At 70.3% G+C, this 26,396-nt stretch carries 14 protein-coding genes and 1 tRNA gene; 4 read left to right on the plus strand and 11 right to left on the minus strand.

Annotated elements, in window-relative coordinates; all coding sequences use genetic code 11:
* Window positions 1–1,683, minus strand: coding sequence for a thiamine pyrophosphate-binding protein (locus tag ACZ4WQ_RS24020; protein ID WP_311728462.1), 1,683 nt, complete (start codon window positions 1,681–1,683; stop codon window positions 1–3).
* 175 nt (window positions 1,684–1,858) lie between these two features.
* Here ACZ4WQ_RS24020 and sucC point away from each other — a divergent pair, with 175 nt between their 5' ends.
* From sucC to ACZ4WQ_RS24040, 4 genes are all read left to right on the plus strand, one after another.
* Entirely contained in the window at window positions 1,859–2,989 is a 1,131-nt protein-coding gene (sucC, locus tag ACZ4WQ_RS24025; protein ID WP_398374015.1) for an ADP-forming succinate--CoA ligase subunit beta, read from the plus strand.
* A 14-nt stretch (window positions 2,990–3,003) separates the two neighbouring features.
* Window positions 3,004–3,921 (plus strand): succinate--CoA ligase subunit alpha, encoded by a 918-nt coding sequence (sucD, locus tag ACZ4WQ_RS24030; protein ID WP_398373918.1) that lies wholly within the window; start codon window positions 3,004–3,006, stop codon window positions 3,919–3,921.
* A 39-nt stretch (window positions 3,922–3,960) separates the two neighbouring features.
* Window positions 3,961–5,505 (plus strand): aldehyde dehydrogenase family protein, encoded by a 1,545-nt coding sequence (locus ACZ4WQ_RS24035; RefSeq protein ID WP_398373919.1) that lies wholly within the window; start codon window positions 3,961–3,963, stop codon window positions 5,503–5,505.
* A 156-nt stretch (window positions 5,506–5,661) separates the two neighbouring features.
* Window positions 5,662–5,746, plus strand: a tRNA-Leu gene (locus ACZ4WQ_RS24040).
* 140 nt (window positions 5,747–5,886) lie between these two features.
* On the opposite strand, the gene ACZ4WQ_RS24045 is transcribed toward ACZ4WQ_RS24040, so the two are convergent.
* From ACZ4WQ_RS24045 to ACZ4WQ_RS24090, 10 genes are all read right to left on the minus strand, one after another.
* A complete protein-coding gene (locus ACZ4WQ_RS24045) occupies window positions 5,887–9,006 on the minus strand; it encodes an alpha-N-acetylglucosaminidase TIM-barrel domain-containing protein (RefSeq protein WP_398373920.1) in 3,120 nt (1,039 codons plus the stop codon).
* 10 nt (window positions 9,007–9,016) lie between these two features.
* Window positions 9,017–9,916 carry a CARDB domain-containing protein gene (locus ACZ4WQ_RS24050; protein ID WP_398373921.1) on the minus strand — a complete coding sequence of 300 codons (900 nt, stop codon included), beginning with the start codon at window positions 9,914–9,916 and terminating at the stop codon, window positions 9,017–9,019.
* Window positions 9,913–10,857, minus strand: a complete 945-nt coding sequence (locus ACZ4WQ_RS24055; RefSeq protein ID WP_385348135.1) for a DUF1349 domain-containing protein — start codon at window positions 10,855–10,857, stop codon at window positions 9,913–9,915. The genes ACZ4WQ_RS24050 and ACZ4WQ_RS24055 overlap by 4 nt, the downstream gene beginning before the upstream one ends.
* A gap of 5 nt (window positions 10,858–10,862) precedes the next feature.
* Window positions 10,863–12,296 carry an alpha-L-fucosidase gene (locus ACZ4WQ_RS24060; RefSeq protein ID WP_398373922.1) on the minus strand — a complete coding sequence of 478 codons (1,434 nt, stop codon included), beginning with the start codon at window positions 12,294–12,296 and terminating at the stop codon, window positions 10,863–10,865.
* An 11-nt stretch (window positions 12,297–12,307) separates the two neighbouring features.
* Window positions 12,308–14,461, minus strand: a complete 2,154-nt coding sequence (locus tag ACZ4WQ_RS24065) for a GDSL-type esterase/lipase family protein (RefSeq protein ID WP_398373923.1) — start codon at window positions 14,459–14,461, stop codon at window positions 12,308–12,310.
* Between the two features lie 9 nt (window positions 14,462–14,470).
* Window positions 14,471–16,465: a glycoside hydrolase family 31 protein gene (locus ACZ4WQ_RS24070; protein ID WP_398373924.1), complete on the minus strand. Its 1,995-nt coding sequence runs from the start codon at window positions 16,463–16,465 to the stop codon at window positions 14,471–14,473.
* Complete coding sequence (locus ACZ4WQ_RS24075; protein WP_398373925.1) at window positions 16,465–20,103, minus strand: beta-galactosidase; 3,639 nt, start codon at window positions 20,101–20,103, stop codon at window positions 16,465–16,467. Before ACZ4WQ_RS24075 ends, ACZ4WQ_RS24070 begins: the two co-directional genes overlap by 1 nt.
* Window positions 20,100–21,968 carry a DUF4091 domain-containing protein gene (locus ACZ4WQ_RS24080; protein WP_398373926.1) on the minus strand — a complete coding sequence of 623 codons (1,869 nt, stop codon included), beginning with the start codon at window positions 21,966–21,968 and terminating at the stop codon, window positions 20,100–20,102. The genes ACZ4WQ_RS24075 and ACZ4WQ_RS24080 overlap by 4 nt, the downstream gene beginning before the upstream one ends.
* Window positions 21,969–22,010: 42 nt before the next feature.
* Window positions 22,011–25,025, minus strand: a complete 3,015-nt coding sequence (locus ACZ4WQ_RS24085; protein WP_398373927.1) for a TIM-barrel domain-containing protein — start codon at window positions 25,023–25,025, stop codon at window positions 22,011–22,013.
* A 420-nt stretch (window positions 25,026–25,445) separates the two neighbouring features.
* The gene (locus ACZ4WQ_RS24090) at window positions 25,446–26,234 is read right to left on the minus strand and encodes a DeoR/GlpR family DNA-binding transcription regulator (protein WP_385348154.1); all 789 of its coding nucleotides are present in this window, start codon (window positions 26,232–26,234) and stop codon (window positions 25,446–25,448) included.
* Window positions 26,235–26,396 lie beyond the last annotated feature (162 nt).

A 26,396-nucleotide genomic window follows, 5' to 3' on the forward strand; every position in this document is an offset into this window, starting at 1 on the left:
TTACTTGTACATCGTCTGGTTCATCGTTCCGGGGGCGTACGCGTCCGGGTCGACCCAGACGTTGATCAGCGACGGCTTGCCGGACTCGCGGGCGCGCCGCAGGGCCGGGGCGATGTCCGCCGGGTCGCGGACCTCCTCGCCGTAGCCGCCGAGCATCCGCGCGAACTGGTCGTACGGCACATCGCCGAGGGTGTTGCCGATCCGCTGGCGCTCCTCGCCGTACTTGGCCTTCTGGCCGTAACGGATCTGGTTCATCGAGGAGTTGTTGCCGACGATGCCGACGAAGGGCAGGTTGAAGCGGACCAGCGTCTCGAAGTCCCAGCCGGTGAGGGAGAACGCGCCGTCCCCGAAGAGCGTCACGACCTCCTTGTCGGGGCGGGCCTGCTTGGCGGCCATCACGAACGGCACGCCGACCCCGAGGGTGCCCAGCGGGCCGGGGTCCATCCAGTGGCCGGGGGACTTGGGCTGCACCACCTGACCGGAGAAGGTGACGATGTCGCCGCCGTCGCCGATGTAGATCGAGTCCTCGGTGAGGAAGTCGTTGATCTCGCTGACCAGCCGGTACGGGTGGATGGGGGAGGCGTCGGACCGCAGCTGCGGCAGCCGCTTCTCGATCGCGGTCTGCTCGGCGGCGCGCAGCTCGTCCAGCCACTCCTTGCGCTTGCCCGCGCCCCCGTTGAGGCGGCCCGAGGCGGCCTGGGTGACGGCGGACAGGACGAGGCCCGCGTCGCCGACGATGCCCAGGTCGATGTCGCGGTTCTTGCCGACGGTGCGGTAGTCGAGGTCGATCTGGACGACCGTCGCGTCGGGGGAGAGCCGCTTGCCGTAGCCCATGCGGAAGTCGAACGGGGTGCCGACGATCACGATCAGGTCCGCGTTGGAGAAGGCGTAGCGGCGGGAGAGCTGGAAGTGGTGCGGGTCGCCGGGCGGCAGGGTGCCGCGCCCCGCGCCGTTCATGTACGCGGGCACGTTCAGCGTCCGCACCAGCTCGATGGCCGCGTCCGTGGCGCGGCAGGTCCACACCTGGCTGCCGAGCAGGATCGCCGGCTTCTCGGCCCGCACCAGCAGGTCGGCCAGGGTCTCGACGGCCTCGGGGTCCCCGGCGCTCCGGGTGGAGGCCCGGTACTTCCCGGCCTCGGGGATCCGCGCCTTCGTCACCGGAACCTTGGCATCCAGCACATCGCGCGGGATTTCCAGGAAGGACGGGCCGGGCGCGCCGTGGTAGCACTCGCGGAAGGCCATGGACACCATGTCGGCGGCGCGGGCGGTGTCGGGGACGGTGGCGGCGAACTTGGTGATCGGCGCCATCATGTCGACGTGCGGGAGGTCCTGGAGGGACCCCATCTTGTGCTGGTTGTGGGCGCCCTGGCCGCCGATGAGCAGCATGGGCGACTCGGCGCGGAAGGCGTTGGCGACGCCGGTGACCGCGTCGGTGGTGCCGGGGCCGGCGGTGACGACGGCGCAGCCGGGCTTGCCGGTGATCCGGGCGTAGCCGTCGGCGGCGTGGGCGGCCACCTGTTCATGGCGTACGTCGATGACGTCGATGCCCTCGTCGACGCAGCCGTCGTAGATGTCGATGATGTGGCCGCCGCAGAGGGTGTAGATGACGTCGACGCCCTCGGCTTTGAGCGCCTTGGCGACCAGGTGCCCGCCGGAGATGAGTTCCTGGCTGTCGTCGGGCATGGCGATTCGCGTCCCTTCGTCGGGGGTGGGGGTACGGCTCGCGGTCGGTCTTGCAGATTGCATACAGTCGACGTTATGCGGTATGAACATTGTTATCCCGCATCGACTGATCGATGTCCAGGGGGCGTTCGGCAAGGGTTTGACCAAGCGCTGCGACTGGGACCAAGGAGCGGGCATGGACCTGTTCGAACATCAGGCACGGGAACTCTTCGAGCACTACGGCGTGTCGGTGCCACGGGCGGAGGTCGCCGACTCGGCGCCCGCGGCCCGCGCCGCGGCCGAGCGGCTGGGCGGCCGAGTCGTCGTCAAAGCCCAGGTGAAGACCGGGGGACGGGGCAAGGCGGGCGGGGTGAAACTCGCCGCCGACCCGGCGGCGGCTGAACTGACCGCACGTCAGATCCTCGGCATGGACATCAAGGGGCACACCGTCCACCGCGTGATGGTCGCCGAACCCGTCGACGTGGAGCGCGAGTTCTACGTCGGCTACGCCCTGGACCGGGCCGGCGGCCACTTTCTGGCGATCGCCTCCGCCGAGGGCGGCATGGAGATCGAGGAAGTGGCGGCCCGCCGCCCCGAGGCGGTGGCCCGGATCGCGGTGGACCCGGCGGAGGGCGTGACCGAGGCGAAGGCCGCCGAGATCGCCGCGGCGGGCGGGCTGCCGGGCGAGGCGGCGGGGATCCTGCGCCGCCTGTGGACCGTGCTGACCGAGCAGGACGCGCTGCTGGTCGAGGTCAACCCGCTCGTGATGACGCGCGGCGGGGCGCTCGTGGCCCTGGACGGCAAGGTGACGCTCGACGACAACGCGACCTTCCGCAGGACGTACACGTACGAGGCGGACACCGGCGGTGTCGACCTGGAGGCGCAGGCGGCGGCCAAGGGCCTGAACTACGTCAAGCTCGACGGCCGGGTCGGCGTCATCGGCAACGGCGCGGGCCTGGTCATGTCCACCCTCGACGTGGTCGCGGGCTGCGGCGCCCGCCCCGCCGACTTCCTGGACATCGGCGGCGGCGCCTCGGCCGAGGTGATGGCGGGCGGCCTCACGGTCGTCCTCGGCGACCCCGACGTACGGTCCGTTCTCGTCAACGTCTTCGGCGGCATCACCGCCTGCGACGCGGTGGCCGAGGGCATCGTCCGCGCCCTGGACACCGTCACCCTCACCAAACCGCTGGTCGTCCGGCTCGACGGCAACAGCGCGGCGCGCGGCCGGGCCATCCTCGCCGAGCGCGCCCATCCGCTCGTACACCAGGTGGACACCATGGACGGCGCCGCGGCGCGGGCCGCCGAACTCGCGGCCGTCGCGGCCTAAGGGGGCTTTGCGTCATGGCAATCTTCCTCACCGAGAACAGCAAGGTCATCGTCCAGGGCATGACCGGCGCGGAGGGCATGAAGCACACCCGCCGGATGCTCGCGGCCGGCACCGACATCGTCGGCGGGGTCAACCCGCGCAAGGCCGGGACACGAGTCGACGTCGACGGCCGTACGGTGCCGGTCTTCGGCTCCGTACGCGAGGCGATGGACGCCACCGGCGCGGATGTCACGGTCCTCTTCGTCCCGCCGCCGTTCGCCAGGGCGGCGGTCACCGAGGCCGCCGACGCCGGGATCCCGCTCGCCGTCGTGATCACCGAGGGCATCCCGGTGCACGACGCGGTCGCCTTCCAGGCCCACGCCCGGGCCCGCGCCACCCGCGTCATCGGCCCGAACTGCCCGGGGCTGATCTCCCCGGGCCGGTCGAACGCGGGCATCATCCCGTCCGACATCACCAAGCCGGGCCGGATCGGGCTGGTGTCCAAGTCCGGAACGCTGACCTACCAGCTGATGTACGAGCTGCGCGACATCGGCTTCTCGACGTGCGTGGGCATCGGCGGCGACCCGGTGATTGGTACCACCCACATCGATGCCCTGGCCGCCTTCGAGGCCGACCCCGACACCGACCTGATCGTGATGATCGGCGAGATAGGCGGCGACGCGGAGGAGCGTGCCGCTCGTTTCATCGCCGAGCGGGTGACCAAGCCGGTGATCGCCTACATAGCGGGCTTCACGGCCCCCGAGGGCAGGACCATGGGCCACGCCGGAGCCATCGTGTCCGGCTCCTCGGGCACCGCCCGCGCCAAGAAAGAGGCGCTGGAGGCGGCCGGCGTACGGGTGGGGGCCACCCCGACGGAGACCGCCGAGCTGGTGTTCGCCCTTCTGGCCGACGCGGGCGAGGCGAGCCGCGCCCGACGAGGGAAGGTGGTGTGAACGGTGACCGCGCCCGTGCCCCGAGAGCGGAGTCCACAGATGGCAGCCACCCTCACCCCGAAACCCGGCACCACCTGGGCCGACGCCTGGCAGCGCTGCCAGGACGCCGCGCCCGAGGCGTTCTGCGACGACCGCGTCCGCAACCTCTGGGACGGCCGCTGGCACACCGACGGCCACCCCCTCCCCGCCACCACCCCGGTCGACGGCACCCCCATCGCCGGCCCGCCACGTCTGGACGCGGCCACCGCCCGCCAGGCCGTACGCGCCGCCCTCGACCAGCACCGCGCCTGGCGCCACGCACCCCTCCCGGAGCGCCGCGCTCGTGTCGCCGCCGCCCTCGACGCGCTCGCCGCCCACCGCGAGTTGCTGGCCCTCCTCCTGGTCTGGGAGATCGGCAAGCCCTGGCGGCTCGCCCAGGCCGACGTGGACCGGGCCATCGACGGCGTCCGCTGGTACGCCGGCGAGATCGACCGCATGCTGGAGGGCCGCTCCCCGCTCCCGGGCCCGGTCTCCAACATCGCCAGCTGGAACTACCCGATGAGCGTCCTGGCCCACGCCATGCTGGTCCAGGCCCTCGCGGGCAACTCCGTGATCGCCAAGACCCCCACCGACGGCGGCCTCGCCTGCCTCACCCTCGCCTCCGCCCTCGCCGCGCGCGAAGGCGTCCCCCTCACCCTGGTCAGCGGCAGCGGCGGTGAGCTGTCCGAGGCCCTGGTCCGCTCGCCCGAGATCGGCTGCGTCTCCTTCGTCGGCGGCCGCGACACCGGCGCCCGCGTCGCCACCGCCGTCGCCGACCTCGGCAAACGCCACATCCTGGAGCAGGAGGGGCTGAACACCTGGGGCATCTGGAACTTCACCGGCTGGGACGAGCTCGGCCCCCACCTCCGGAAGACCTTCGACTACGCCAAGCAGCGCTGCACCGCCTACCCCCGCTTCGTCGTCCAGCGCTCCTCCTTCGACGCCTTCCTCGCCGTCTACCTCCCGGCCGTGCGCGCCATCCGCCTCGGCCACCCCCTCGCCGTCGAGCACCCGGCGGACCCCCTCCCCGAGCTGGACTTCGGCCCCCTGATCAACGCGGCCAAGGCCAAGGAGCTCGGCGACCAGGTGGCCGAGGCCATCGACCGCGGCGCCGTCCCCCTCCACCGCGGCGACCTCGACGACGGCCACTTCCTCCCCGACCAGGACCGCTCCGCCTACCTGGCCCCGGTCACCCTCCTCAACCCGCCCCCGTCCTCCCCCCTCCACCACGCCGAGCCCTTCGGCCCCGTCGACACCCTCGTCCTGGTGGACACCGAGGCCGAGCTGCTGGCCGCCATGAACGCCAGCAACGGCGCCCTCGTCGCCACCCTCTCCTGCGACGACCCCGACACCTACCAGCGCCTGGCCCCCCAGATCCGCGCCTTCAAGACCGGCCACGGCAAGCCCCGCTCCCGCGGCGACCGCGACGAGCTCTTCGGCGGCTTCGGGGCCTCCTGGCGCGGCGCCTTCGTCGGCGGCGACCTCCTCGTCCACGCCGTCACCGAAGGCCCCGACCCCGACCGCGCCCCCGGAAACTTCCCCGACTACCACCTGATGCCCGCCTGACACCGCCCGACCACCCACCGTGACCCTCAACCCGGCCCCGGGCCGCGTCACCGCAGGTCGGCGCGGCCCGGGGCCGGGTCCTTACGCAGGTGAAAGGCACTCCAAAACCTTGGTATCGTTGTCCCTGTCGCCGCGGGCAGCCGCGGAGCACACCTGGTCCGGGTGGCGGAATGGCAGACGCGCTAGCTTGAGGTGCTAGTGCCCTTTATCGGGCGTGGGGGTTCAAGTCCCCCCTCGGACACTCACTCCAAAAGCCTGGTCGGTGGCTGACCAGGCTTTTGTGTGCGTTCAATCTTCCTTTCGTCGCCGTTGTCGTGTACTCCGCACTCCAATGCCACCTCCGGCCCGCGCTCTGTGTCGTGCATCTAGGTCTCAATTGGCTCAGGTGACGGAGAAGCCCTGGAAACCGGTGATCCCGCGGGTGCCGGTCCAGCCGTTGGCAGCCGTCATGAACACCCCGATGTCCTGGGCGTCGGCAACGCCGCCCGGGGTGGCCGTGCCGACCGTGGTCCATGAGACGCCGTCACCGCTGCACTCGCCGGTATAGGCGTTGCCAGAGCGCGTCAGCCGCAGATGCACCGGGGCGGTGAAAGACCCGGCCAGTTCGATCGAGTCGAATGTTCCGTTGCCGTCGGCGTCCCAGGACAGCGCGCATCCGTTGGACGGCGTCACCGCCAGATTGACGTACCCGGCCGAGCCGTCGCCGTTCGCGGAGAGGTCGTTACGGACCATCAACCCGGCGCGGGCCCAGCCGCCGGTGTTGTCCTGCAAGGTGACCTGGACCGTCGCGACCGAGGCGGAACCGAAGGCGGCGACCCGGTGGATCGTGGCGAACTCATTGGTGCCACCCCACAGATCGGCGCCCCCGCCCTCGATGGCGAGCCCGTCCCCGGACTGGCCGAAGACGGCGTCGTTGAAGGAAGCCGTTCGGTAAGGCGCTTGTACCCCGGTGCCCGTCATCAGGCGGACCGCCGCCGAGGCCGTGCCCCGCGAGCCGCCGGTCCGGTAGGACGCGCCCACCGGCACCCGGGAGACCAGCGCGCCGGCGGCCGCGGTGAGGGTGACCCGGAAGCTCGCCGAGAATGTCTCGCCCGGGGCGACGGACGCCGCGGTGGTCGCGCCGACCGGCTCGGCGGTCATCCCCTCCGGCGCGTCGACCGACAGGCTCACGTCCGTCGCGGGGCCGAATCCGTTGCGGTTGGTGAACGACACGGTGACCGTGACCGGGCGGCCTTCGGCCACCGCTCCCCGGTCGGCGGACGCGGTCAGCGCCACCTGGTGGGGATCCGCGGTCAGGGTGTCCCGCACCTTCCGGGCCAGCTTGTGGATGTCGCCCGACGTCCGCACCGGGTAGCTGTCGTGCTGGTGCGCCCAGTGGTCCTCCAGCGCGAACCAGTCGATCTCGGCGGGCTGCCGGCCGGCCGCGAGCGCCGCGGACAACTCGTCGAAGTACGTCTTCCAGCGCAGGTGGTAGAGGCCGCCGAGCAGTCCGGACCACTCCCGGTTGGCGTAGTCGTGCAGGCCCTCGTCGCTGCTCGCCCGGCCGCCCCAGGTGGTGATGATCGACCGCGCGTCGTACTCCAGCTGGTCCTTCTCCGCCCTGGTCGCGCCCCAGGAACGGGCGTCGGCCAGCCACCGTCCGAGCAGGTGCTGGCCGCTGGTGGCCAGCACCTTGTCCATCAGCTTCATCCAGCTGAGCCAGGTCTTGGTGAGCCGGTCGAAGCGGCCGCGGTCCCCGGCCTCGTACGCCGCCTTGATCTGGGGCAGCAGCACCCGGCTGCGGTTGGACAGCACCTGACGGGCCACGTCGGCCAGGTCGTACGTGTAGGCCGAGCTGCCGCGCAGCCCCGGCGCGACTTGGAGCAGTTCGGTGAGTGCCGCGTCGAAGGCGGTGGTGTCGTAGCGGTCGGCCTCCGGGCCCCACGCGGCGGCCTTGTTGGCGCCCAGGCTCGGCCGGGCGCCGAACAGCCCGTCGGGCGCCTCGCTCCACGCGTCCGCGCGGGTCATGCTGTACGCGGTGGCACGGATCGCCTTCCACGCGGCGACGGCGTGCGGGTCCTCGCCGCCGTACCGGGACACGGCGTACGAGGCGAACCAGTCGTCGAGGCCGATGGCGCCGGGCGTCCAGGCCAAATCGGTGAACAGGGCCATGGCGGCGGGGTTGTTGTCGGAACCCTCCGGCATCATCGCGATCCCGGCGAGCGCGCTGTCCGTCTTGTCCCGCCACTTCGGGTACTGGTCCACCCAGTCGGGAGCGTTGGCACCGATCGGCGTGTGACCGCCGAAGTTCCATATGGAGCCGAAGGCGTACGGAGTGCCGTCCCAGTCGCTCTCCCGGTCGGTGACGGTGGTGTAGCGGTCGGACAGGCCGTCGACAACGAGCATCGTGCTCTTGTCGACCGCGCCGAGGATCTCCCGGCTCGGATTGGTCTGCCAGCCCAGGATCGCCCAGACCGCCCCGGCATGCGCCTTCTGGAGAGCCGCCTCGACGGCCTTGGCCGCCTCCCCGACCGGCACGTCACCGGCGTTGCCGCCCTCGTGCAGCAGGTCCATCTTGTACATGGAGCTGTCGCCGTAGCGTTCCCGTTGGTGCCGGTAGAAGGCGGCGGCGACCTGGGCGAAGAGGTCCGTGCGCGGATCGAGCCAGTCGGGGCGTTTGAAGGCGCCCCAGGTGCCTTGGGAGACCAGCGACGCGCCGGGGTTCTTGGCCAGGAAGTCGTCCGGCACGGTGCCGTAGTAGCCGGGCAGCACGGGGGTCATGCCGAGTTCCCGTACTCGGGCGATGATCTTCTTGGCGAGGGCGGCCCGCTGGTCGATGAGGTGCTTGGACACCGGACCGCCGAACCCCGACATGTTCTGCAGCAGCCACCAGGGCTGGTGGGACGGGGCGGGGATCCAGGCCCGCAGCTCGGCGTCCGAGTAGCCGAAGTCCCGGAAGGTGTCGTAGTAGACCGCGTCGGCACCGATGTACACGAGCACCTCGTTGATGCCGTGCAGCGCGAGCACGTCGATCTCGCGCTCCCAGGCCTTCCAGCCCCGGTAGGCGCCGGTGTAGCCCTCGTTGGTGTCGTTGTACGCGAACCGGTGGGCGACGTTCGCCGCTCCCGTGATCTCCGCGCCGGGCGCGGGCAGCAGCCGGGGGAGGTTCAGCTGCTCGCCGTTCCAGGAGATGTCGGCCTTCGCGGCCTCGGCGAGGTACCGGTTGAACCCGGTGAGCAGTACGGCGGGGCTGGTGCCCTCCACCGTGATGCTCCCGGCCCGGCCGGTGACCCGGAAGTGGTCGCCGTCGCCGGCCGCCACCGCGCGCAGCGTGACCTGCTGGTGGTGGGCGGGCACCAGCCGCCGCAGCGCGGCGGCGGCCGGTGCCGTGTCGAACGGCCGGGCGCTCCCGTTCGCGGCGGCCGCCCGGGCGGCCTGCGGCTGCGCCAGCAGCAGCGCGCCGCTCACAGCGGCCGCTCCGGTCAGCACTCGTCTGCGGCTGACGCCTTCGTCGCTGTTCATGAATGTCCTTTCAGGCGACCGTCATCGCGAAGATGTGCAGGGCGGGGACGCCCGACTGCAGGCCGTCGCTGACCTTCGGCAGCACGACGGCGCGCACTTCCTTGTCCTGTAGCTCGACGCCGAACACGTAGAGGCTGACCGGGGTGTCGTCCCGGCCGGTGGAGATGTGGCGGTACGGCACCACCACGGCGGCGGAGCCGCTTGCCCCGTACCAGTCCGGGACGGCGACGGAGAACGCCTGCCGCGTGCCGTCGGCGTAGAGGACGGCTCCCTCGCCCTTGCCCTCACCCCAGGTGCTGGTGCCCAAGAAGGCCAGCCGGGAGCCCGAGCCGGACAGCAGCACGGTCTGCCCGGAGGCGACGACGTTGTCCTTGTTCCCCGGCCGGGTGTCCGGCCAGGTGAAGGCCGTCCCGTCGTAGGTCACCACCGCCCCCGGCGTCAGCCCGACCGAGGCCAGCGCCTGTGCGGACAGGCTGGACCGCGACCCGTCGATGTCGGCGACCGTGAGGGCGTCGTCGGAGGCGATGCCCGCGTTGTCGAAGGCACCGGCGAGCGACAGGTTCGGCAGCCGCACCGACGAGGTGGCACGGGCGCAGTCGGAGCCGTCGCGGTCGACGTCGAAGAGCGCGTGGGCGGTGAACGACACGAGGCCCTCGGCGTCGTCGGCGAGCCGGGTCCGCCAGCTGCGGGTGGCCGTGGCACCGGGCGCCAGGCTGCCCAGAGGGGACGGCCGCCCGGTGCCGTCCACGGCGAGGTAGAGCACCGTGTCACGCAGCGCGATCGGGGCGGTGTTGGTGATGGTGGCGGTCAGCGTCACCGCCGAGCCCGCCTCCGGACTCGTCGGCGACACGGTCAGTGAGATGGGCGGGGCGAGGAAGTCCTCGTCGGGCCGGTACGCGTGGCCGTTCATGGCGCCTCCACCGAGAAGTGATCGAAGACCGCCCGGACGGTGGTGCCCGGGTAGTTGGCATTGACGGCGCTGGCGACGACTCCCGCGTCCCCGGCGCCGCTCGCCGACGGAACGGTGGCGGTGCCGACCTGCTCCCACGCCAGTCCGTTGCCGGTGGCGTAGGCGGTGTAGGTGGTGCCCGAGCGCACCAAGCGCAGCCAGGCGGGGTGGTAGGAGCCGCCACCTCCGGCCCAGGTGTCCAGGTGTCCGTCTCCGTCGCTGTCCGTCATGAATTCGAGGCCGTACCGGGCGGACATGGTCAGCACCGCGTAGCCGCCCTTGCCGGGTGCGGTCAGGTCGCCCGCGATCGCGATCCCCGACTTGGCGCTGGGGTTGTCGCTGCCGGTCAGGTCGGCCGCCCTGACCTGCACCACGCAGGACTCGGCGGCGGCGCCGGGGAGGTAGATGACCCCCTTCTCGTCGGTGCCGCCGGACAGGTCCCGGCCGCCGGCCCAGATGACCAACTGGCCGGGGGCGTACTGGCCGAACTTGGCGTCGTCGGTGGTGGCGAAGGTGGTGTACGGCTCGCGTACCCCGTTGGGCTCGTAGGGGATGCTGACGGTTTTGGCGGAGCGGGCGCAGTCGGAGCTGTTGCCGTCGACGTCGAAGACGAGGTGCGCGGCGAACGACACGTCGCCCGCCACGTCGGCGGGCATCGTGGACTGCCAGCTGCGGGTGACTTTCACGCCGCGCCGCAGGTCGCCGAGGGGGACGGTTTTGGCGGCGGTCGTCGCGCCCGGGGCGATCAGGTGGAGAACGGCGTCGCGGAGCGGGAAGGGACAGTCGTTGGTGAGGTGCGCGGTGGCCGTCACCGCGTCGCCGCCGGCCGGGTCCGCGGGCACCGTGGTCACCGTGAGGGAGGGTCCGAGGGTGTCGAACCGGGTTTCGTCGCGTCCGGTCATCGCGCTCATCCCCGGTCCCAGTCGACGGTGAAGGTGTTCGCGATGTCGCTGGGGAGAGCGGAGGGGACCGTGATGTGGATCTTGCCGTCCTTGCGGGTCCACCGCAGCGGGCCCTGGTGGCCGAGCAGCCGGATCCTGGAGGTGGCGCTGATCGGGATGTCGGCGGGCACGGACAGGGTTCCGCTGGGGGCGCCCAGCGCGATGATGTTGAATTTGCCGGGGGTGACCGTGTAACGGATGCCGAGTGGGCTGCCCTCCTCCTCGGCCCGCACCCACGGCGTCGACCCGTAGATCGCCGGGCCGTTGACGTCCAGCCAGGCGCCGATGTCGCGCAGCCGCTCCCGCATGATGGCGGGGATGGTGCCGTCGGGCTTGGGGCCGATGTTGAGCAGCAAGTTGCCGTTCTTGCTGACCACGTCGGCGAGCAGGCGGATCAGGAACTCGGAGGTCTTGTAGTCCTCGTCCAGCTCGTGCTTGTTGTAGCCCCAGGAGTAGCCCATGGTGATGCAGCACTCCCACTTCTGCGGGTCCATGGTGGGGTTGGTGCGCTGCTCGTAGGTGGCGAAGTCGAAGTGGGTGTCGAACCGGTCGTTGATCACGACGCCCTTGGGCCGCGCCCGGTTCTTGGCCTTGTTGTAGTAGTAGGCCATGGGCTCTTCGCTGCGCCACGGCGGCTCCCCGGTGGGCCGGAACCACTGGCCGTCCGCCCACAGCAGCTCCGGGTCGTACCGGTCGATGATCTCGTAGAGCTGCTTCAGCTCGTAGTCGCCGACGTAGTCCTCAACCGGCTTGTAGCCGACCATCGGGATTTCCTCGTCGGTGTAGAAGTTCTTCATCGGCCGGCCGATGGCCGGGTTGAAGAACTCGCCGAGCGAGTAGTAGAGGCCCGGCCGTACGGTGCCGCGCTTGCGGGCGGCGGTCATCAGCTCGCCGACCAGGTCGCGCTTGGGGCCGTACTTCACCGAGTGCCGGTCGGTGACCTCGCTGGGGAAGAGGGCGAAGCCGTCGTGGTGCTTGCTGGTCAGCGCGAAGTACTGGGCGCCCGCCTGCTCGAAGAGCTTCACCCAGGAGTCCGGGTCGAAGTTTTCGGCCTTGAACCGCGGGATGAAGTCGTCGTAGACGAAGTCCTGGCCGTAGGTGTCCCGGTGGTACTTCCACTCGGCGGTGTCCTTGAAGCTCTGGTACCACAGGTACCACTCGGCGGCGTTGTGCCGTCCGGTGCCGCCGGGCACCGAGTAGACGCCCCAGTGGATGAAGATGCCGAACTTGGCGTCCTTGTACCAGCGCGGCACCGGGTGGGTGTCCAGCGATGCCTTGGTGGGCTCATAGTCGGGGCGCGCCCTGCCGCTGAGGGCGTGAGCGATCCCCGGTGGGCCGAGCAGCACGGCCCCGCCGAGGGCGGTCGCGGTGGTCAGGAGGTCTCTGCGGCTGACTGCCATGAAGGTGCCTCTCACTCGGTGACGGAGAAGGAGTCGAAGACAGCTGTGGTGGTCTGGCCGGGATAGTTGAGGTTGACGGCACTGGCGACCAGGCCGGCGTCGCCGCTGCCGCTCGCCGAGGGCACGGTCTCGGTGCCGACCCGCTGCCAGGCGGTGCCGTCGGCACTGGCGTACGCGGTGTACGTCGTGCCGTCGCGCACCAGCCGCAGCCAGGCGGGGTGGTAGGAGCTGCCGCCGCCGGCCCAGGTGTCCAGGCGGCCGTCGCCGTCGCTGTCGGTCATGAACTCCACGCCGTACTGGGCCGACATGGTCAGCACGGCGTAGCCGCCCTTCTCCGGCGCGGTCAGGTCGCCCGCGACGGCGATCCCGGCCTTGGCGGACGGCCCGCCGCCCGTCTGGCCGACCACCCGGGCGGTGACGCTGCCCGAGCGCGGCGCGGCGCCGGGCAGGTAGACGGCCGCCTTCTCGTCCATCCCACCGGACAGGTCCCGGCCGCCCGCCCAGATGGCGAACTGGTCGCCGCTTCGACCGCTGTTCTGGGCGTACTGGGCGTCCTCGGCGGTGGCGGTCGTCAGGTACGGCGCCCGCACCCCGGACGGGACAGGCACGACGGTGGCGTCCACGCCGTCGGAGTCGTGCCGTGGCCGGCCGCCCTGGCTCCAGGAGGCGTCCACTTTGATCGGGTGGGTGCCCCATGCGGCGTCGGCCGCGGGGGTGACGGTCCAGGTGACGGCGGCGCGCTCGCCCGGGGCGAGGGTGTGGATCCGTGCGCTGTCGGCCGGTTCGGCGGACCAGCCGTGCGGCAGCTTTAGGCGGGTGCTGACACGGGTGACGGCCGTGGGGCCGGTGTTGGTGACGGTCGTCGTCATCGGCGTGGCCTGACCGGCCCGCAGGCTCGGCTGGTAAGGGGTCAGCCGGACGCGGGCCGAGGGGCAGTCGCGGGCCACGCCGAGGGCGGCCAGGTCGACGGCGTCGGCGAACGCCTTCATCCCGGTGTCGTTGGGGTGCAGATGGTCACCGGAGTCGAACGCGGCGGCGTAGCGGGTGGGGTCGGCCGGATCCCGGACCGCCTTGTCGAAGTCGGCGTAGTCGTCGAAGACGCCGCCGGAGCGTACGAACGTGTTGACCTTCTGTCGGTCGGCCTCCTTGGCCTCCGTCCAATAGTCGCCCCAGCCCCGGTACGGGACCACGGTCGCGCCGATCACCCGTAGCCCGCGGGCATGCGCCCGCCGCGCGATCTCCTTCATGCCATCGATCACTTGGTCGCCGGTGGCGCCACCCCAGCTGAGGTCGTTCACGCCCTCGAACAGGACCACCGTCCGAGCGTTCGGCTGGGACAGCACGTCGCGCTCCAGCCGGTCCAGCGCAGACGGGTTGCCGTCGGTCCCGGCGGTGATCCGGTTGCCGCTGATGCCCTCGTTGAGCACCCCGGCGGTGGACGAGCAGGCCGAAAGCCGGGCCGCCAGGTAGTCGGGCCAGCGCCGGTTGGCGTCCGCCGTGGACGACGCCCCGTCGGTGATGGAGTCGCCGAGCGCCACGACGGCGCCCGCCGTGTCACCGCCCCGCACATCGACGCCGGTCAGGAACGGGAAGGCGGAGTCGGTCCGGGTGAAGGCGTCCCCGTCGGCGTCCGAGGCGTGGTCGCCACCGCCGTCGGGCGTCCAGTAGACGGTCTGCAGCCCCATCCAGTGCTGGCTGATGTGGGTGAGCCGGCCCGGGAAGTACAGGCTGACCACCAGGTCGCTACGGGCGGGCACGGCGAGCCGGACCGGGTCACTGGCCGCGTCCCCGCCCGCCGCGATCGTCACCTCCCGCTTCCCACCGAAGCGCAACTCGTACGGGTGCGCCACGGCGGAACCGCTGCCGCGCAGCCCCACGGTGGCATGACCGATCGTCACCGGCTGGTCGGTGAACCCGTTGGTCAGCCGGATCCGCACGCTCGACCCGCCTGCGCTCACGCGCACCGGTATGCGCACCGTCACCTCCGAGGTGCCGGGGTCGTACGAGGCGTGCTGCGCGGTGGCCCACGTACCCGTCCAGGCCGGCTGCCCGGCCTCGGCCGGCGCCGCCACCAGCAGCGCCGCCAGGGTGGCCGCCAAGCCCGCGGCGAAGGCGGCGAATCCGCGGTGTCCGAGCCCTCTGAACACGCCAGGCACGCCAAGCACGGGTCCTCCTCAGGAAGCATGGTGGAGTGCCTTGAGCGCCTTGGCGGCGCCGTTGGCCTTGAGGTTCACGAACGCCGGGGTGATCCCGAGGGGCGCCGCGTAGTCCTTGAGCGTCACGGGGCCGTGGACGACCGTGCCGCGGTTGACATCGCGCCACACTCCTGACGGCAGGAAGACGTCCCGGGCAGCGCCCTCGTCGAGCTTGGGCGCGGCCAGCACGGCCGGACCGAGCATCCACTCGTCGGAGACCGTGTAGGACCGCCCGTCCTCCGGGAAGTCGAAGAACAGCGGCCGCATGATCGGATCGCCGGTCCTGACGGTGTTCCGCACCTGGTCCCAGATGTACGGGGCCAGCCGCTCATGCGTGGCGATGGCCGCGCGGTAGAGCTGGACCGTCTCCCGGTCATAGCCGACCCACTCGCCGGTCGTCGCGTCCCGTACGCCGGTGGGCGAGGTCGAGGCGTACATCAGCGGCATCAGGGAGGCAGCCTGCGCCCAGCGGACCAGGACCGCCTTGGTGGGCGGCGGGTACTGGAGCGAGCCGCCGATCATGTCGGTCTCGACGAACGGGTAACCGACCGTGGATACGGCCAGGTTGGCCGAGACGGAGGCGCGCAGCCCCCCGAAGGTGGTCGGCTTGTCGGCCGTGCGGGTGGCGAAGCCCTTGGCTTGCGCGGCGTTCCACGCGACCCGTAGCCCCGCCCCCTGCTGGTCGAACTCGTCGGCCAGTTCGGTGCCGTACGTCACATAGTCGGCACGGGTCGCTCCCGGGTAGGGCGCGCATCGGTCGTCGAAGAAGGCGGTGTCGAACTTGAATCCTGCCACTCCGGATTCGCGTGTCTGCGCCTTGAGATCCTCGGTGTACCACTGCCGCGCGGCCGGATTCGCCAGGTCGATCAGCCCGGTCCGGCGGCCGTTCCACCAGGTGAACAGGCATGGCTCGGACGGGTCGGACGGGTCCTTCAGCAGATATCCGTGGTCGACGGCGTAGGAGAAGTCGGCGGCGGTCTCGGGCATGTACAGGCCGGTCCACATGCCAAGGTCGAATCCGAGGCGGCCGAGTTCCTTGGACAGGGCGGGCAGATCGGGGAAGCGTTCACCGAAGTCGGCCGCGATCACGCTCTCCTCGACCTGTACCGCGTGCCCGTCGAGCCCCGCGTCGGCCAGCGAACGGGCCCAGTCGATGACGTTGTCCTGGGTCTGCTCCGTGTAGAGCTGGGCCCAGGAGTTCCACAGCGGGGTCGCGTACTGCTCGTAGGGAGTGTCGGAGCGCTCGGGTTTGCCGACCAGCTCGATGTGGTCGCGATACACCTCGGCCGGGGTGTCCTCGACGAACACGGTGGAGGCGGCGGGCCGCTCTCCGGTCACGGTGAACTCCCCGAGCCCGTTGCCGCCGGAGTTGATGCGCACGTCCATCGGCTCACCGGTGTCCACCCGCAGCCCGGTGGCGCTCGCGGTGTACCAGAAGGGGGTCACCACCTGGTACGACGCCGGGCTGAACCCGGTGTCCACCAGTTGCCCGGAGTCCAGCGGCCACGGCTGGACCGTCTGGTCGCTGTTCTCGCCGTGCCCGTACCAGTGCCCGGCGCTCTTCAAGTCGTACGCCGTGCTGAGCGCGTCCGCGGTCGCCCCGGACAGCGACCACGTCACGTCGTACCGGTCGGACCGCAGGGTGATCCTCAGGTCGACGGTGACGCCCGGCAGATCGGTGGCGGCGGTGACGCGCAGGGTGTCGCCGTCGCGGGCGCTGCCGGTGACCTCCCGGACGAGGTACCAGTCAGCGCCGATCCGGAACCGGAACGCCCCCGCCGCCGTGGCCAGGACGGTCCGGCCCGCCCGTACCGTGGTGAGGGTCAGCCGGTCCGTCGCCACGCGCAGTTCGTAGCCCGGCGTCGCGAGGGTGATCGGCCCGGTCGCGGCGGCTGCCGGGGCCGCGCCGAGCAGCGGGGCGGCCAGGGTCAGCGCCGCCGAGCAGCAGCGGAGGGTCCGTCTCACGCCGGGCATCAGGCACCGCCGCCGCAGGTCAGTTGGGCGTCGGCCCAGTCGGCGTGGTCGGTGGAGACGTCGCCGTCGCCGTCGACCAGCAGGTCCAGCCAGCGGGCACCGGTCACGTCCACGTCGATCGCGGCGCCGCCGCCGGAGCCGTACAGCACCGGACCGGTGAAGAGGGAGCGGCCGTCGGCGATCACCTGGAAGGAGACGCTGCCGTTGTCGCCGACCTCGTCGTCCACCCCGGCGGTGGCGGTGAACCGGGTACAGCCGCCGCCGAGGTAGACCCGGATCTGGCTGTTCGCGTGCACGCCGAGGCCCTTGGCGTACGTGGTGCCGCCGATCGCGATCGGCCGCCCGTCGCCCGCCGCTGACTCGCCGTTGGAGGCGTCCTTCTCGACCGGGCCCCAGCCGTTGACCGCCTTGACCAGGGTCAGGTCGCTCACGTAGGCGTCGGCGGACAGTCCCGGCGGCGGCACCTGCACCGCCCGCCGGCCGGTGACGGTGCCTGGATGGCCGGTCTGCGTCAGCTCCGCGGTCGCGGACAGGACGGCGTAGTGAACCGGGTCGCCGGGCGGGGTGACGGTATAGGCCGCGGTCACCGTGTCGCCGGGCCGGACCCGGTCGAAGCGGGTGGTGTCGTCGGTGGTCGCGGTCCAGCCGTCCGGCACGGTCAGCGCCAGCTTGACGTTCCGGGCGGTCGGCGCGCCCTTCGGCACGGTGAGCGTGACGGGGACCTCGGTGGCCGTGCCGGGCTTAAGGAACGGCTCGGCGCCGACGGTGACCCGGGCGCCCGACGCCGGCATGGCGTAGGTCCTGGCGTCGTACGAGGGCGCGTCCACCGTACGGACCTTGATCCCGCCCGCCGACGCGCCGAGGTCGACGAGGGTCACGGAGCCGGGGCCCGAAGCCTTGTCGGTGGACCAGACGGCCAGGGCGATGGTGTTGCCGCCCTGCTCGCGCAGGATGCCCTTGGGGATGACGAAGCGCGTCTGGGGCCCGGTGTCGGCCAGGTAGCGGCCGATCAGCCAGCCGTTGACGAAGATCTGGGCGCGGTAGTCGGTACTTCCACCCTTGGGTTCGGCGAGATCCAACGCGATCGCGTTGTCCTGGCCCCGAGGCAGGTCGAGCCCGGCGGTGGTGCGGTACCACCGCACACCGGGCCCGGTCTTCCCGGTCTGCCCGGACAGGGTGGTGCGGCTCCAGCCGTTGCCGGGGTAACCCGGCAGCGACCAGCCGGCCCGCTCTCCGTACAGCCCGCCGTTGTTGTACGGGCCCCGTGCGGTGTCGACCGGGTTCTCGCCGCCCCGGCCGCCCTGGATCTTCCAGGTGAGGGTGGTGGCCCCGCCGATCACCTCGGCGCCGAGCAGACCGCGCGGTTCCTTGGAGTAGTCGTGGCCCCATTCCTCGTTGTGGCCCGCGTTCTCGACGAGCACGGAGAGGACGTTGTCGCCTTCCGCCTCGAGCGTCCCCGCCGGGATGTCGAAGGTGTGCGCGCCGTCGCCGGAGCTGCCGAGATAGCTGCCGTTGAGCCACACCGCGTACTGGCCGGTCGGCCCGGTGTTGGCGTTCAGCGCGATCGCGGTCGCCTTCCCCGTGGTCGTGAACCGGCCGCGGTACCAGACGTCGCCGTGGTGGTAGCCGTACTCGTCCATCGCGAGGACGGGCAGCGATCCGTCCAGTTCGGCGTTGTTGGCGCTGAGCCTGGCGGCGGCGGTCCAGGTGGAGTCGTCGAAGCCCGGGGCGGACTCCGGCGCTTCCTCCTTGTACTTCCACGTCGTCAGCTCGGGCAGCTCGATGGGGCGAGGAGCCTGGGTGACGGCCGCCGCGCGGCCGTTCCACGTCACCTTGGTGGCGTCGGCGATGACCTCGATCTTCGAGGCGTCGGTGGAGTCACCGGTCAGCTTCAGCGTGCCGTCGTCCAGTTCGGCCGTGCGGACGAGGGACGGGCCACGCACGAGGACCGGGCCCGCGGCGGTGTCCTGCCGCCACCAGTGGGCGGTCTCCGCGGTGTCGGCGATCAGCAGTTCCAGGCCGTTCACCAGTACTCGGGCCAGCCCGTCGTGGGTGTAGTCCAGCCGCAGATCGCCACGTTCGGCATCCCAGGCGGTGGTGACATCGCCGTCGAGCACGGTGACCTTCGGCCGCTTCGCGTACCGCAGGACGGTCTCACCGGCCTCGCCCTCGCGTCCGTACAGCAGCGCCACGTCATGGTCGCCGACGCGGGCGTGCGTCATGATCTCCGAGGTGGAGTAGACGAGCCGCTGATCGCCCAGGTCGTAGCCCGCGACGAGGAGTTTGGCGTCCCGGCCATCGACCGTGATCGTGCCCTGCTGCGGCACGCGCGGATAGTCGCCGTCCGCGCCGGACAGGGACAGAGTGGTCGCATCCTTGTCCTTCACCCGGGTGTCGGCGTGCCGGACGGTGAAGAACTGAGTGCCGTCGTCGGGGTTGACCCGCCGGTCGACGCGCAGTGCCTCATCGGAAGGAGTGGGCGCCTCTGCCTTGTCGGTCCGCGCCAGCGAGCGGACCGAGTTGACGAAGTACCCGAGGCGCTTGAACTCCTGGTACTTGTCGGTCAGCTGACGGGACTCGTTGATCGGAGCGCCGTAGTCGTACGACGTGTACACCGCGTTGGGGTCGGCGAGCCAGCCCCAGTTGGTGCCTCCGTACGTCATGTAGAAGGACTGGCCAGTCACCCCGGCGGCGATGTTCATCTTGCTGAAGACCCGAGTGAAGTCGGTGCCGGTGAGCCGCGCGCAGTCCTTGTATCCGGTGCCGCCCCAGGGGTCGAAGGCGCCGCCCTGTGCCTCCGGGATGATCAGCGGGGACTCGGGTTTCCAGTCGTTCACATAGGAGTAGTCGGGCAGGTTCTTCCAGGCGTCGGGGTTCGAGCAGTCGAAGCCCTGCGGGTAGGCGTCGAAGCCGTAGATGTCGGGGGCGCCCTTGCCGCTCACCCAGTTCTTGTTGGCGCCGCCGTCGTTGACGAAGGTGGGCACGTCGACGCCGTCGTCCTTCGCCCAGTCGATGAGCGTCTGCATGTAGTCGGCGTCGTGGCGGCCGCCCTGGTACTCGTTCTCGACCTGGTAGAGGATCACCGTGCCGGTGCCGCGGGTGAGCTGGTGGCGGGCGATGATCCGGTTGATCCGGCTCATCCACTCGCGCGCGTCGTCGAGATAGCCGGTCTCGGAGGTGCGGTTGACGCCTTTTCTGGTCTTCCGCCAGGCCGGGAAGCCGCCGCCGGAGACCTCGGCGTTGATGTACGGGCCGGGGCGGGCGATCACATACAGACCCGCGCGCTCGGCCTCGTCCAGCAGCCGTTCCACATCACGGATGCCGGTGAAGTCGTATGAGCCCGGCTTGGCCGAGTGGTAACCCCAGTCGAAGTACAGCGAGACCGCGTTGAATCCGCCCGCCTTGATCTTCTGGAGTACGTCACGCCACGCGTCGGGGCTGGGCAGCCGGAAGTAGTGGAACTCGGCGCCCCAGATGTACAGGGGCTCGCCGTCGACCTTCACGGAGTACTGGTCGTAGGTGACCGTGTGCTCCTGCGCCCGAGGCTCCGCCTGGGCCGGTGTCGCAGCGCCCGGACCGGTCAGGGGAATGACGGACAGAAGCGCGGCGAGCAACAGGGAGCGCCATCGCCCTCTCATGACGTCAGCCCCTTCACCACGGCCGCCCGCGCGGTCTCGATGTCGGTGACGTCCTTCGTACGGCCGTCGAGGTTCCGGGTCGCCGTGGCGAGGGCCTCGGACAGGGCGTCGCTGTCGGCGGCGCCGGCCTCCTTCTTCCTCAGCTCGGCGATGAGCTCGTAGTCCTCGATGCCCTCCTTCAACTGCTCCCAGCGGATGCTGGACATCGGCCCGTCCTTGCCGGGGTAGACCAGGTATTCGTCGCCCTGGGTGAAGATGTGCACCGGCTGATCGAAGGGGTCACGGGTCCAGCTGTTGTACGACCAGCGCAGAAACCCATCGAGATTCCGCTGGGCGGAGATCCACGGCAGCATGCGTGCCTCGACGGCGGGAGAGTACGACAGGGTGTTCGGATGAGCCGGTGAGCCGTACACATAGAAGGTGGTGATCTTTCCGGCCGCGCGCCGCTCCGCCACCTTCTCCTTCGTCATCGCGTCGATACCGCCCCAGTCGACGGACAGGTTCGACGCGACGCCCTCCGTGCTGATCGACCCGGCGACGGAGATACGGTCGTCGAAGGCCGGTGCGACCTCGTGGACGAAGTCCTTGACGACCGTCATGGTGCTGATCGGGCGCTCGTCGAAGGACAGCCAGGTGTCCTCCAGCCAGCCCTTCGCCTTCAGATGCTTCTCGAACGCGGGCAGGAACGCCCCCCACGCCTCCCGCCAGCGGTCCCCGCCCAGATCGACGTTCTCGTAGACGGTCCTGCCGGTACGGGTGTCGGTGTAGGTGAGGTGCTCCCTGTCCTGGAACGCCAGCATGGAGAAGGCGCCGATGTCGGGCCCGAGCCCGGCGCGTCTGGCGGTCCGGACGTACTTGTCCCAGCGGGCGAAGTCGAACGAGAACGCTTTCCCGTCCCAGGTCCAGCCGACCATGCTGGAGTACGGCGTGGCCGTCTGCGACTCCCGGGTGCCCAGCGACCACTGATGGTGCCAGGGGTTGTCGACGATGGTGGTGTTGATGACCTTCTGACCGCGGGAAGCCAGGTCGCGGCTGTAGGCCCCGATCAGCTTCCAGTGCTTGTCGGACCAGAGCTGCACGCCGTGTGCCTGGGCGATGGTCTCCGGCTGGGCCCAAACATCGAGGAAGAAGCCGTAGTCATCGGGGTCGGGCGCGCTCGCGTCCGCGACCTCGATGGTCAGCGGGTAACGGGCCTGGGTGCGGCCGTCGGCGTCGACCTTCACCGTGCCCCGGTAGGTGCCGGGCGTGGCCTTCTCGGGGATGTGGAAGGTGAACCACACCGGCTGCGCCGCGTACGCGGGCACGTCCACGGAGGACCGCTCTTCGAGAGGGTCGCCGACCACATCGGGGTTGCGGTCGCCGGAGACCTCCTTGCCGGAGCTGACCTGGTCGATGGTGGCGGACCAGTCGATCTCGCTCTTGGAGCGCTGCACGGGGACGTACTTCACGAACCGGATCTGGGTGTCGTCCCCGGACAGCTTCGCCCCGCCGGGCCCGCTGAGATCACCGACCACGGCCTTGACGTTGTCGAGATCCTGGCCGGACGCGATCGCCAGCTGCGCCGAGATCTGCTCGTTGCGCACGGCGGAGAGGGCCAGCTCCTTGGTGTCCTTGCCCTGGATGGCTGTCATCGGATAGCGCGGGACCCGCTCCTCCGCGGAGCTGGCGAAGGATCCCGTGGGCACCCAGGTGACGGTGTTCTTGGTGCCCATGGCGTCGGCGACCTTGACGGTGAGCCAGGTGGTGGTGGCCTTGGAATCGAGGTCGGTATCGGTGTTCGTGCCGGTGACGGCGATCGCGGTGGTGGTCGCCGCCACCACGACACCCGCGACGAAGGCGGCGACGAGCGAGGACGTACGTGCCATGAGTCTGTGCTCCCTCTTTCGCGGAGGTGCGCGGTGGCGTCGTCAGGAGGTGACGGAGAATCCGCTGAAGACGGCCTCGATGTTCTCGCCGGGGTAACTGACGTTGGCCGCGCTGGCGACCATCCCGGCGTCACCGGTGCCGGCGGCCGACGGCACCTCGGCGGTGCCCAACCGTGACCAGGTCTCGCCGTCCTTACTGGCATACGCGGTGTAGGCGGTGCCGTCCCGGGTCAGCTTCAGATACGCCGGGTGGTAGGTGGAGCCACCGCCCGCCCAGGTGTCGAGCGCGCCGTCGCCATCGCTGTCGGTCATGAACTCCAGCCCGTACCGCTCGGTCATGACCAGCACCGCGTAACCGCCCTTGCCGGGTGCGGTCAGATCGTTGGCGAGGGCGATCCCCGCCTTGCCGAAGGGTGAGGCGCTGTCCTGGGAGACCAGCTCGGTCCGCACCGTGGCCTTCTCTCCGGCTGCGTCGTCGAGGTAGATGACGCCCTTCTCGTCCTTCCAGCCGGACAGGTCCTGACCGCCGGCCCAGATGGCGAACTGGTCCCCGCCCTGGGCGTATCGGGCGTCATCGGTGGTGGCGGTCGTCAGATACGGGGCCGCCACACTGCCCGGGGCCGCCTTGACCTCCGCCCGCACGGTGTCGGAGACCTTCTGGGCACGGTCGTACGTCACCTTCCCGGTGAGGTCGTGACCGCCCCATTTCGCGTCGGCGGCCGGGGTCACCGTCCAGGTGGTCGTGAGCGTTCCCCCGGCCCTGAGGGACTTCGCGGTGGTGGGGCCGGCCGCCGTGGCGGTCCAGCCGTCGGGGAGGTCCAGCACCGCTTGGACGTTTCTGATGGCCCGGGTGGACCAGTTGGTCGCCTCGGTGGTCACCTCGAAGGGGGTGCCGGAGCCGGTGGACGGGGCGTCCGGACTGATCAGGACGGAGGCGGCCGGGACGTCGTGGCGCTTCAGCGCCTTGATGGCCTTGGCGGCGCCCTTGGCCTTGAGGTCGACGAATGCCGGGGTGACGCCGAGCGGCGCCGCGTACCCCTTGAGGGTCTTGGGGCCGCGGATCACCGTGCCCTGGTTGACGTCGTACCAGGTGCCGGGCGGCAGATGGACGGTCCGGGTGGCGCCGGTGCTCAGCTTGGGCGCGGCCAGCACGGCCGGGCCGAGCATCCACTCGTCGGTGACGGTGTAACTCGCCTTGTCCTTCGGGAAGTCGAAGAACAGGGGCCGCATGATCGGGTCGCCGGTCTTCAGGGTGGACTGGACCTGGTCCCAGATGTACGGGGCGAGCTTCTTGTGCGTCTCGATCGCCTGCCGGTAGAGGTCGACCGTCTCCTGGTCGTAGTCCACCTTCTGCCCGGTGGTGGTGTCATTGGTGTCCACCGGTGACGTCGAGGAGTACATCAGCGGCATCAGCGAGGCGGACTGCGCCCAGCGCACCAGGACGTTCTTGGACGGGGCGGGCTGACCGCCGGAGCCGCCGATCATGTCGGACTCGACGAACGGGTAGCCGATGGTGGAGATCGCAAGGTTCTGGGTGGCGGAGGCGCGCAGGGACTCCCAGCCGGTGCCCTTGTCGACCTGGCGGGTGACGAAGCCGGCCTTGTGCGCCGTCTCGTTCCAGTGCACCCGGATGCCCGCGCCCTGGAGGTCGAACTCGTCGGCGAGCTGTGTGCCGAGCTTCTGGTAGTCGGTGGCCTGGTGGCCTTCGCGCGGCGCGCACTTCTCGTCGAAGAACCGGGTGTCGAACTTCAGCCCGTCGATGTCGTAGTCGCTCATGAGCTTTTTGACATTGCCCACGTACCAGGCCCTGGCGTCGGGGTTCGCCAGGTCGATGATTCCGGCCTGACCGTTCCACCAGGTCACTTCGCAGGGCTTGCTGGTGTCCTTGGCGTCCATGAGGAGATAGCCGTTGTCGACCGCGTGCTGGTAGTTGTCCGAGTCCAGGTTGATCCACAGGGTGACCCAGAGGCCGAAGTCGAACCCCATGTCGTGGATCTTCTTGGACATGCCCTTGGGGTCGGGGAAGGTCTTGGGGTCCCAGGTCAGATTGCCGTAGTTCGACTCCCACTTGTCGTCGAGCTGGATGGTGTGCCCGTCAAGGCCGTTGTCGTGGAGGTCGGTGGCATAGTCGAGCAGTTTCTCCTGGTCGACCTTTGTGTAGAACTGTGCCCAGGAATTCCACAGCGGCTTGGCGTACTGCTCGTACGTGGCATCGCTCTTGGCCGGCTTGCCGACGATGCCGATGTAGTCGCGGTAGACCTCCAGCGGGGTCGACTCGACGAACACGGTGGCCTTGTAGGTGTCGGGCGACTCGACGGTGAAGCGGCCGAGGCCGTCCTTGTCCTTATTGAGTGTCACGTCCATGACATCCCCGGTGTCGACCCGGAGACCGGTCGCGGTGGAGGTGTACCAGAACGGGTCGATCATGTTGTACGAGGCCGGGCCGAAGGTTGCGTGTTCGACCTCGCCTGTGTCGAGCGGCCAGGGCTGATCGACACCGGGGCCGCCCTGCGGGGTCTCGGCCTCGCCGTGGCCGTACCAGTGGCCCGCCGATGACAGGTCGTAGGCGAGGCCGAGTTGGTCGGGGCTGCCGCCCTCGACGTCCCAGTCCAACTGATAGCGGTCGGATGTAGGGGTCAGCCGCGCTTTGACGGTGGCGCCGTCGAGCGTGGTGTCGGCGGTGAGGACGAGGTCACCGTCCTCCCATGCCCAGTCGGTGACTTCGGTCGCGCGCTGCCACTGGCCGCCGGAGCGGAATCGCAGGCCTCCCGTCTCGCCACCCGCGGTGCTGAGCACGGCTTCTCCGGCGCGCTCGGTGGTGATGGCGAGTTCGCCGGTGGCGATGTCGATGATGTAGCCGGGGGTCTTCTCGGTGGCCGGCACGGACACGGTGAGGGCATCCGCGCTGCGGGTCACGTTCGGCTGGGCGGAGGTGTCTGCCCGGGCCGGTGTGGTGAGGGGTTCGGTCACGGACGGTATGAGCGCCAGGGCCAGCGTGGCGGCCAGGAGCATGCCGAATCCGCCGGTTTCGCGCGGTCTACGGGGGTGGGTGCGCACTCACGTCCTCCTGCGGGGCGGCATGGTGTCGTTGAGTAGCACTGCAAGATCATGCTTATTTGCGTTCATATTCTTGCTATAAATGTCAGCTGTCAACACTCATCGCCGTGATTTCTTGACCCCAACTATCGGGCCCATCGCCCCTGGTGACGGTGGATTTCCCAGGCCCGCGCCCTGGCCCGTGAGGCCGCGGGCCTGGGGAAGACGGCGGTAAATTCTGTGTGAACCACGCCCGATTCGCCCGGTTGCGCTTCCCGTGCGCGGGTCGGGCGCGAAGGCGCCCGCCGCCTCGCGCATCTTCAGGGTCGCCCCCTGGATGATCCCGTGCGCATCATGGATGTGAATGCTTGATTCTGGCAGTTTCGATCAGAATCAAGCAGCACTCCAGCGCACGGCTGTTGTTCTCAACAAGGGCGACGCTCAGGCCCGGACGATCTCCACGCCCGCAGCCGCGAACGGGTCGGTCAGTGCGGGGCCCGCCGCCTTGTCGGTCACCAGCACATGGACGTCCTCCACCGGGCAGATCCGGGCGAAGGCCCTCCGACCCAGCTTGGAGGAGTCCGCGACGACGACCACCTGTTCGGCGCGCAGTGCCAGCGCCCGGTTGATGTCGGCCTCGCCCTCATCCTGGGCCGTCGCACCGTATCTGACGTCGATCGCGTCGACGCCGATGAAGACGTGGTCGAGGGCGATCCGCGTGAGCACCTCGGTGGCGAGCGGCCCGGTGAGCTCGTACGAGGCAGGGCGGGCCACGCCGCCGGTGACGACGAGTTTCACATGGCGGCGTACAACCAGTTCGTTGGCGATGTTCAGCGCGTTGGTGACCACCGTCAGCGAGGGCCCGGCGCCCTCTGTGCCCAGTTCCGGGCGGGCGGCCAGCGCGCGGGCGACCGCGGTGGTCGTGGTGCCGCCGTTCAGACCCACCACGGCGCCCGCCTTCACCAGGCCCGCAGCGGCGTCGGCGATCCGCTCCTTCTCCGGAGCTTTGCGCGCCGCTTTGTAACGGAGCGGCAGATCGTACGCGATCGCGTTGATCACGGCGCCGCCATGGGTGCGGGTGACCATCTGCTGACGCGCCAGCTCGTCCAGATCACGCCGGATCGTGGCGGCGGAGACCCGCAGTACGTCAGCGGCGGCCTCGACCTCGATCCGACCGTCGCGCGTCAGTATCTCCAGCAACGCGCTCCATCTGACCTGCGGTGTCCCCATGCGTCATCCCCCTGTTCCGTGGTGTGCGGGCCCAAGACTTTATCTCGCCAGAACAAGCGTTTTCGTCCACGATCATTTCAGCCGTGAGGAACGGCCACCGCCACTCCATGCCCCTGATCCCCACCGCCGCACGCGTCCGCTCGGCCCGCGCTGATGGCCGTG

It is taken from the genome of Streptomyces sp. NPDC028305 (genome assembly GCF_055569495.1).

Excerpts from the sequence above, each read along its gene's own strand:
- ACZ4WQ_RS24020 (WP_311728462.1), bottom strand. The coding sequence starts at position 1,683 with ATGCCCGACGACAGCCAGGAACTCATCTCCGGCGGGCACCTGGTCGCC.
- sucC (WP_398374015.1), top strand. The coding sequence starts at position 1,859 with ATGGACCTGTTCGAACATCAGGCACGGGAACTCTTCGAGCACTACGGC.
- sucD (WP_398373918.1), top strand. The coding sequence starts at position 3,004 with ATGGCAATCTTCCTCACCGAGAACAGCAAGGTCATCGTCCAGGGCATG.
- ACZ4WQ_RS24035 (WP_398373919.1), top strand. The coding sequence starts at position 3,961 with ATGGCAGCCACCCTCACCCCGAAACCCGGCACCACCTGGGCCGACGCC.
- ACZ4WQ_RS24045 (WP_398373920.1), bottom strand. The coding sequence starts at position 9,006 with ATGAACAGCGACGAAGGCGTCAGCCGCAGACGAGTGCTGACCGGAGCG.
- ACZ4WQ_RS24050 (WP_398373921.1), bottom strand. The coding sequence starts at position 9,916 with ATGAACGGCCACGCGTACCGGCCCGACGAGGACTTCCTCGCCCCGCCC.
- ACZ4WQ_RS24055 (WP_385348135.1), bottom strand. The coding sequence starts at position 10,857 with ATGACCGGACGCGACGAAACCCGGTTCGACACCCTCGGACCCTCCCTC.
- ACZ4WQ_RS24060 (WP_398373922.1), bottom strand. The coding sequence starts at position 12,296 with ATGGCAGTCAGCCGCAGAGACCTCCTGACCACCGCGACCGCCCTCGGC.
- ACZ4WQ_RS24070 (WP_398373924.1), bottom strand. The coding sequence starts at position 16,465 with ATGCCCGGCGTGAGACGGACCCTCCGCTGCTGCTCGGCGGCGCTGACC.
- ACZ4WQ_RS24075 (WP_398373925.1), bottom strand. The coding sequence starts at position 20,103 with ATGAGAGGGCGATGGCGCTCCCTGTTGCTCGCCGCGCTTCTGTCCGTC.
- ACZ4WQ_RS24080 (WP_398373926.1), bottom strand. The coding sequence starts at position 21,968 with ATGGCACGTACGTCCTCGCTCGTCGCCGCCTTCGTCGCGGGTGTCGTG.
- ACZ4WQ_RS24090 (WP_385348154.1), bottom strand. The coding sequence starts at position 26,234 with ATGGGGACACCGCAGGTCAGATGGAGCGCGTTGCTGGAGATACTGACG.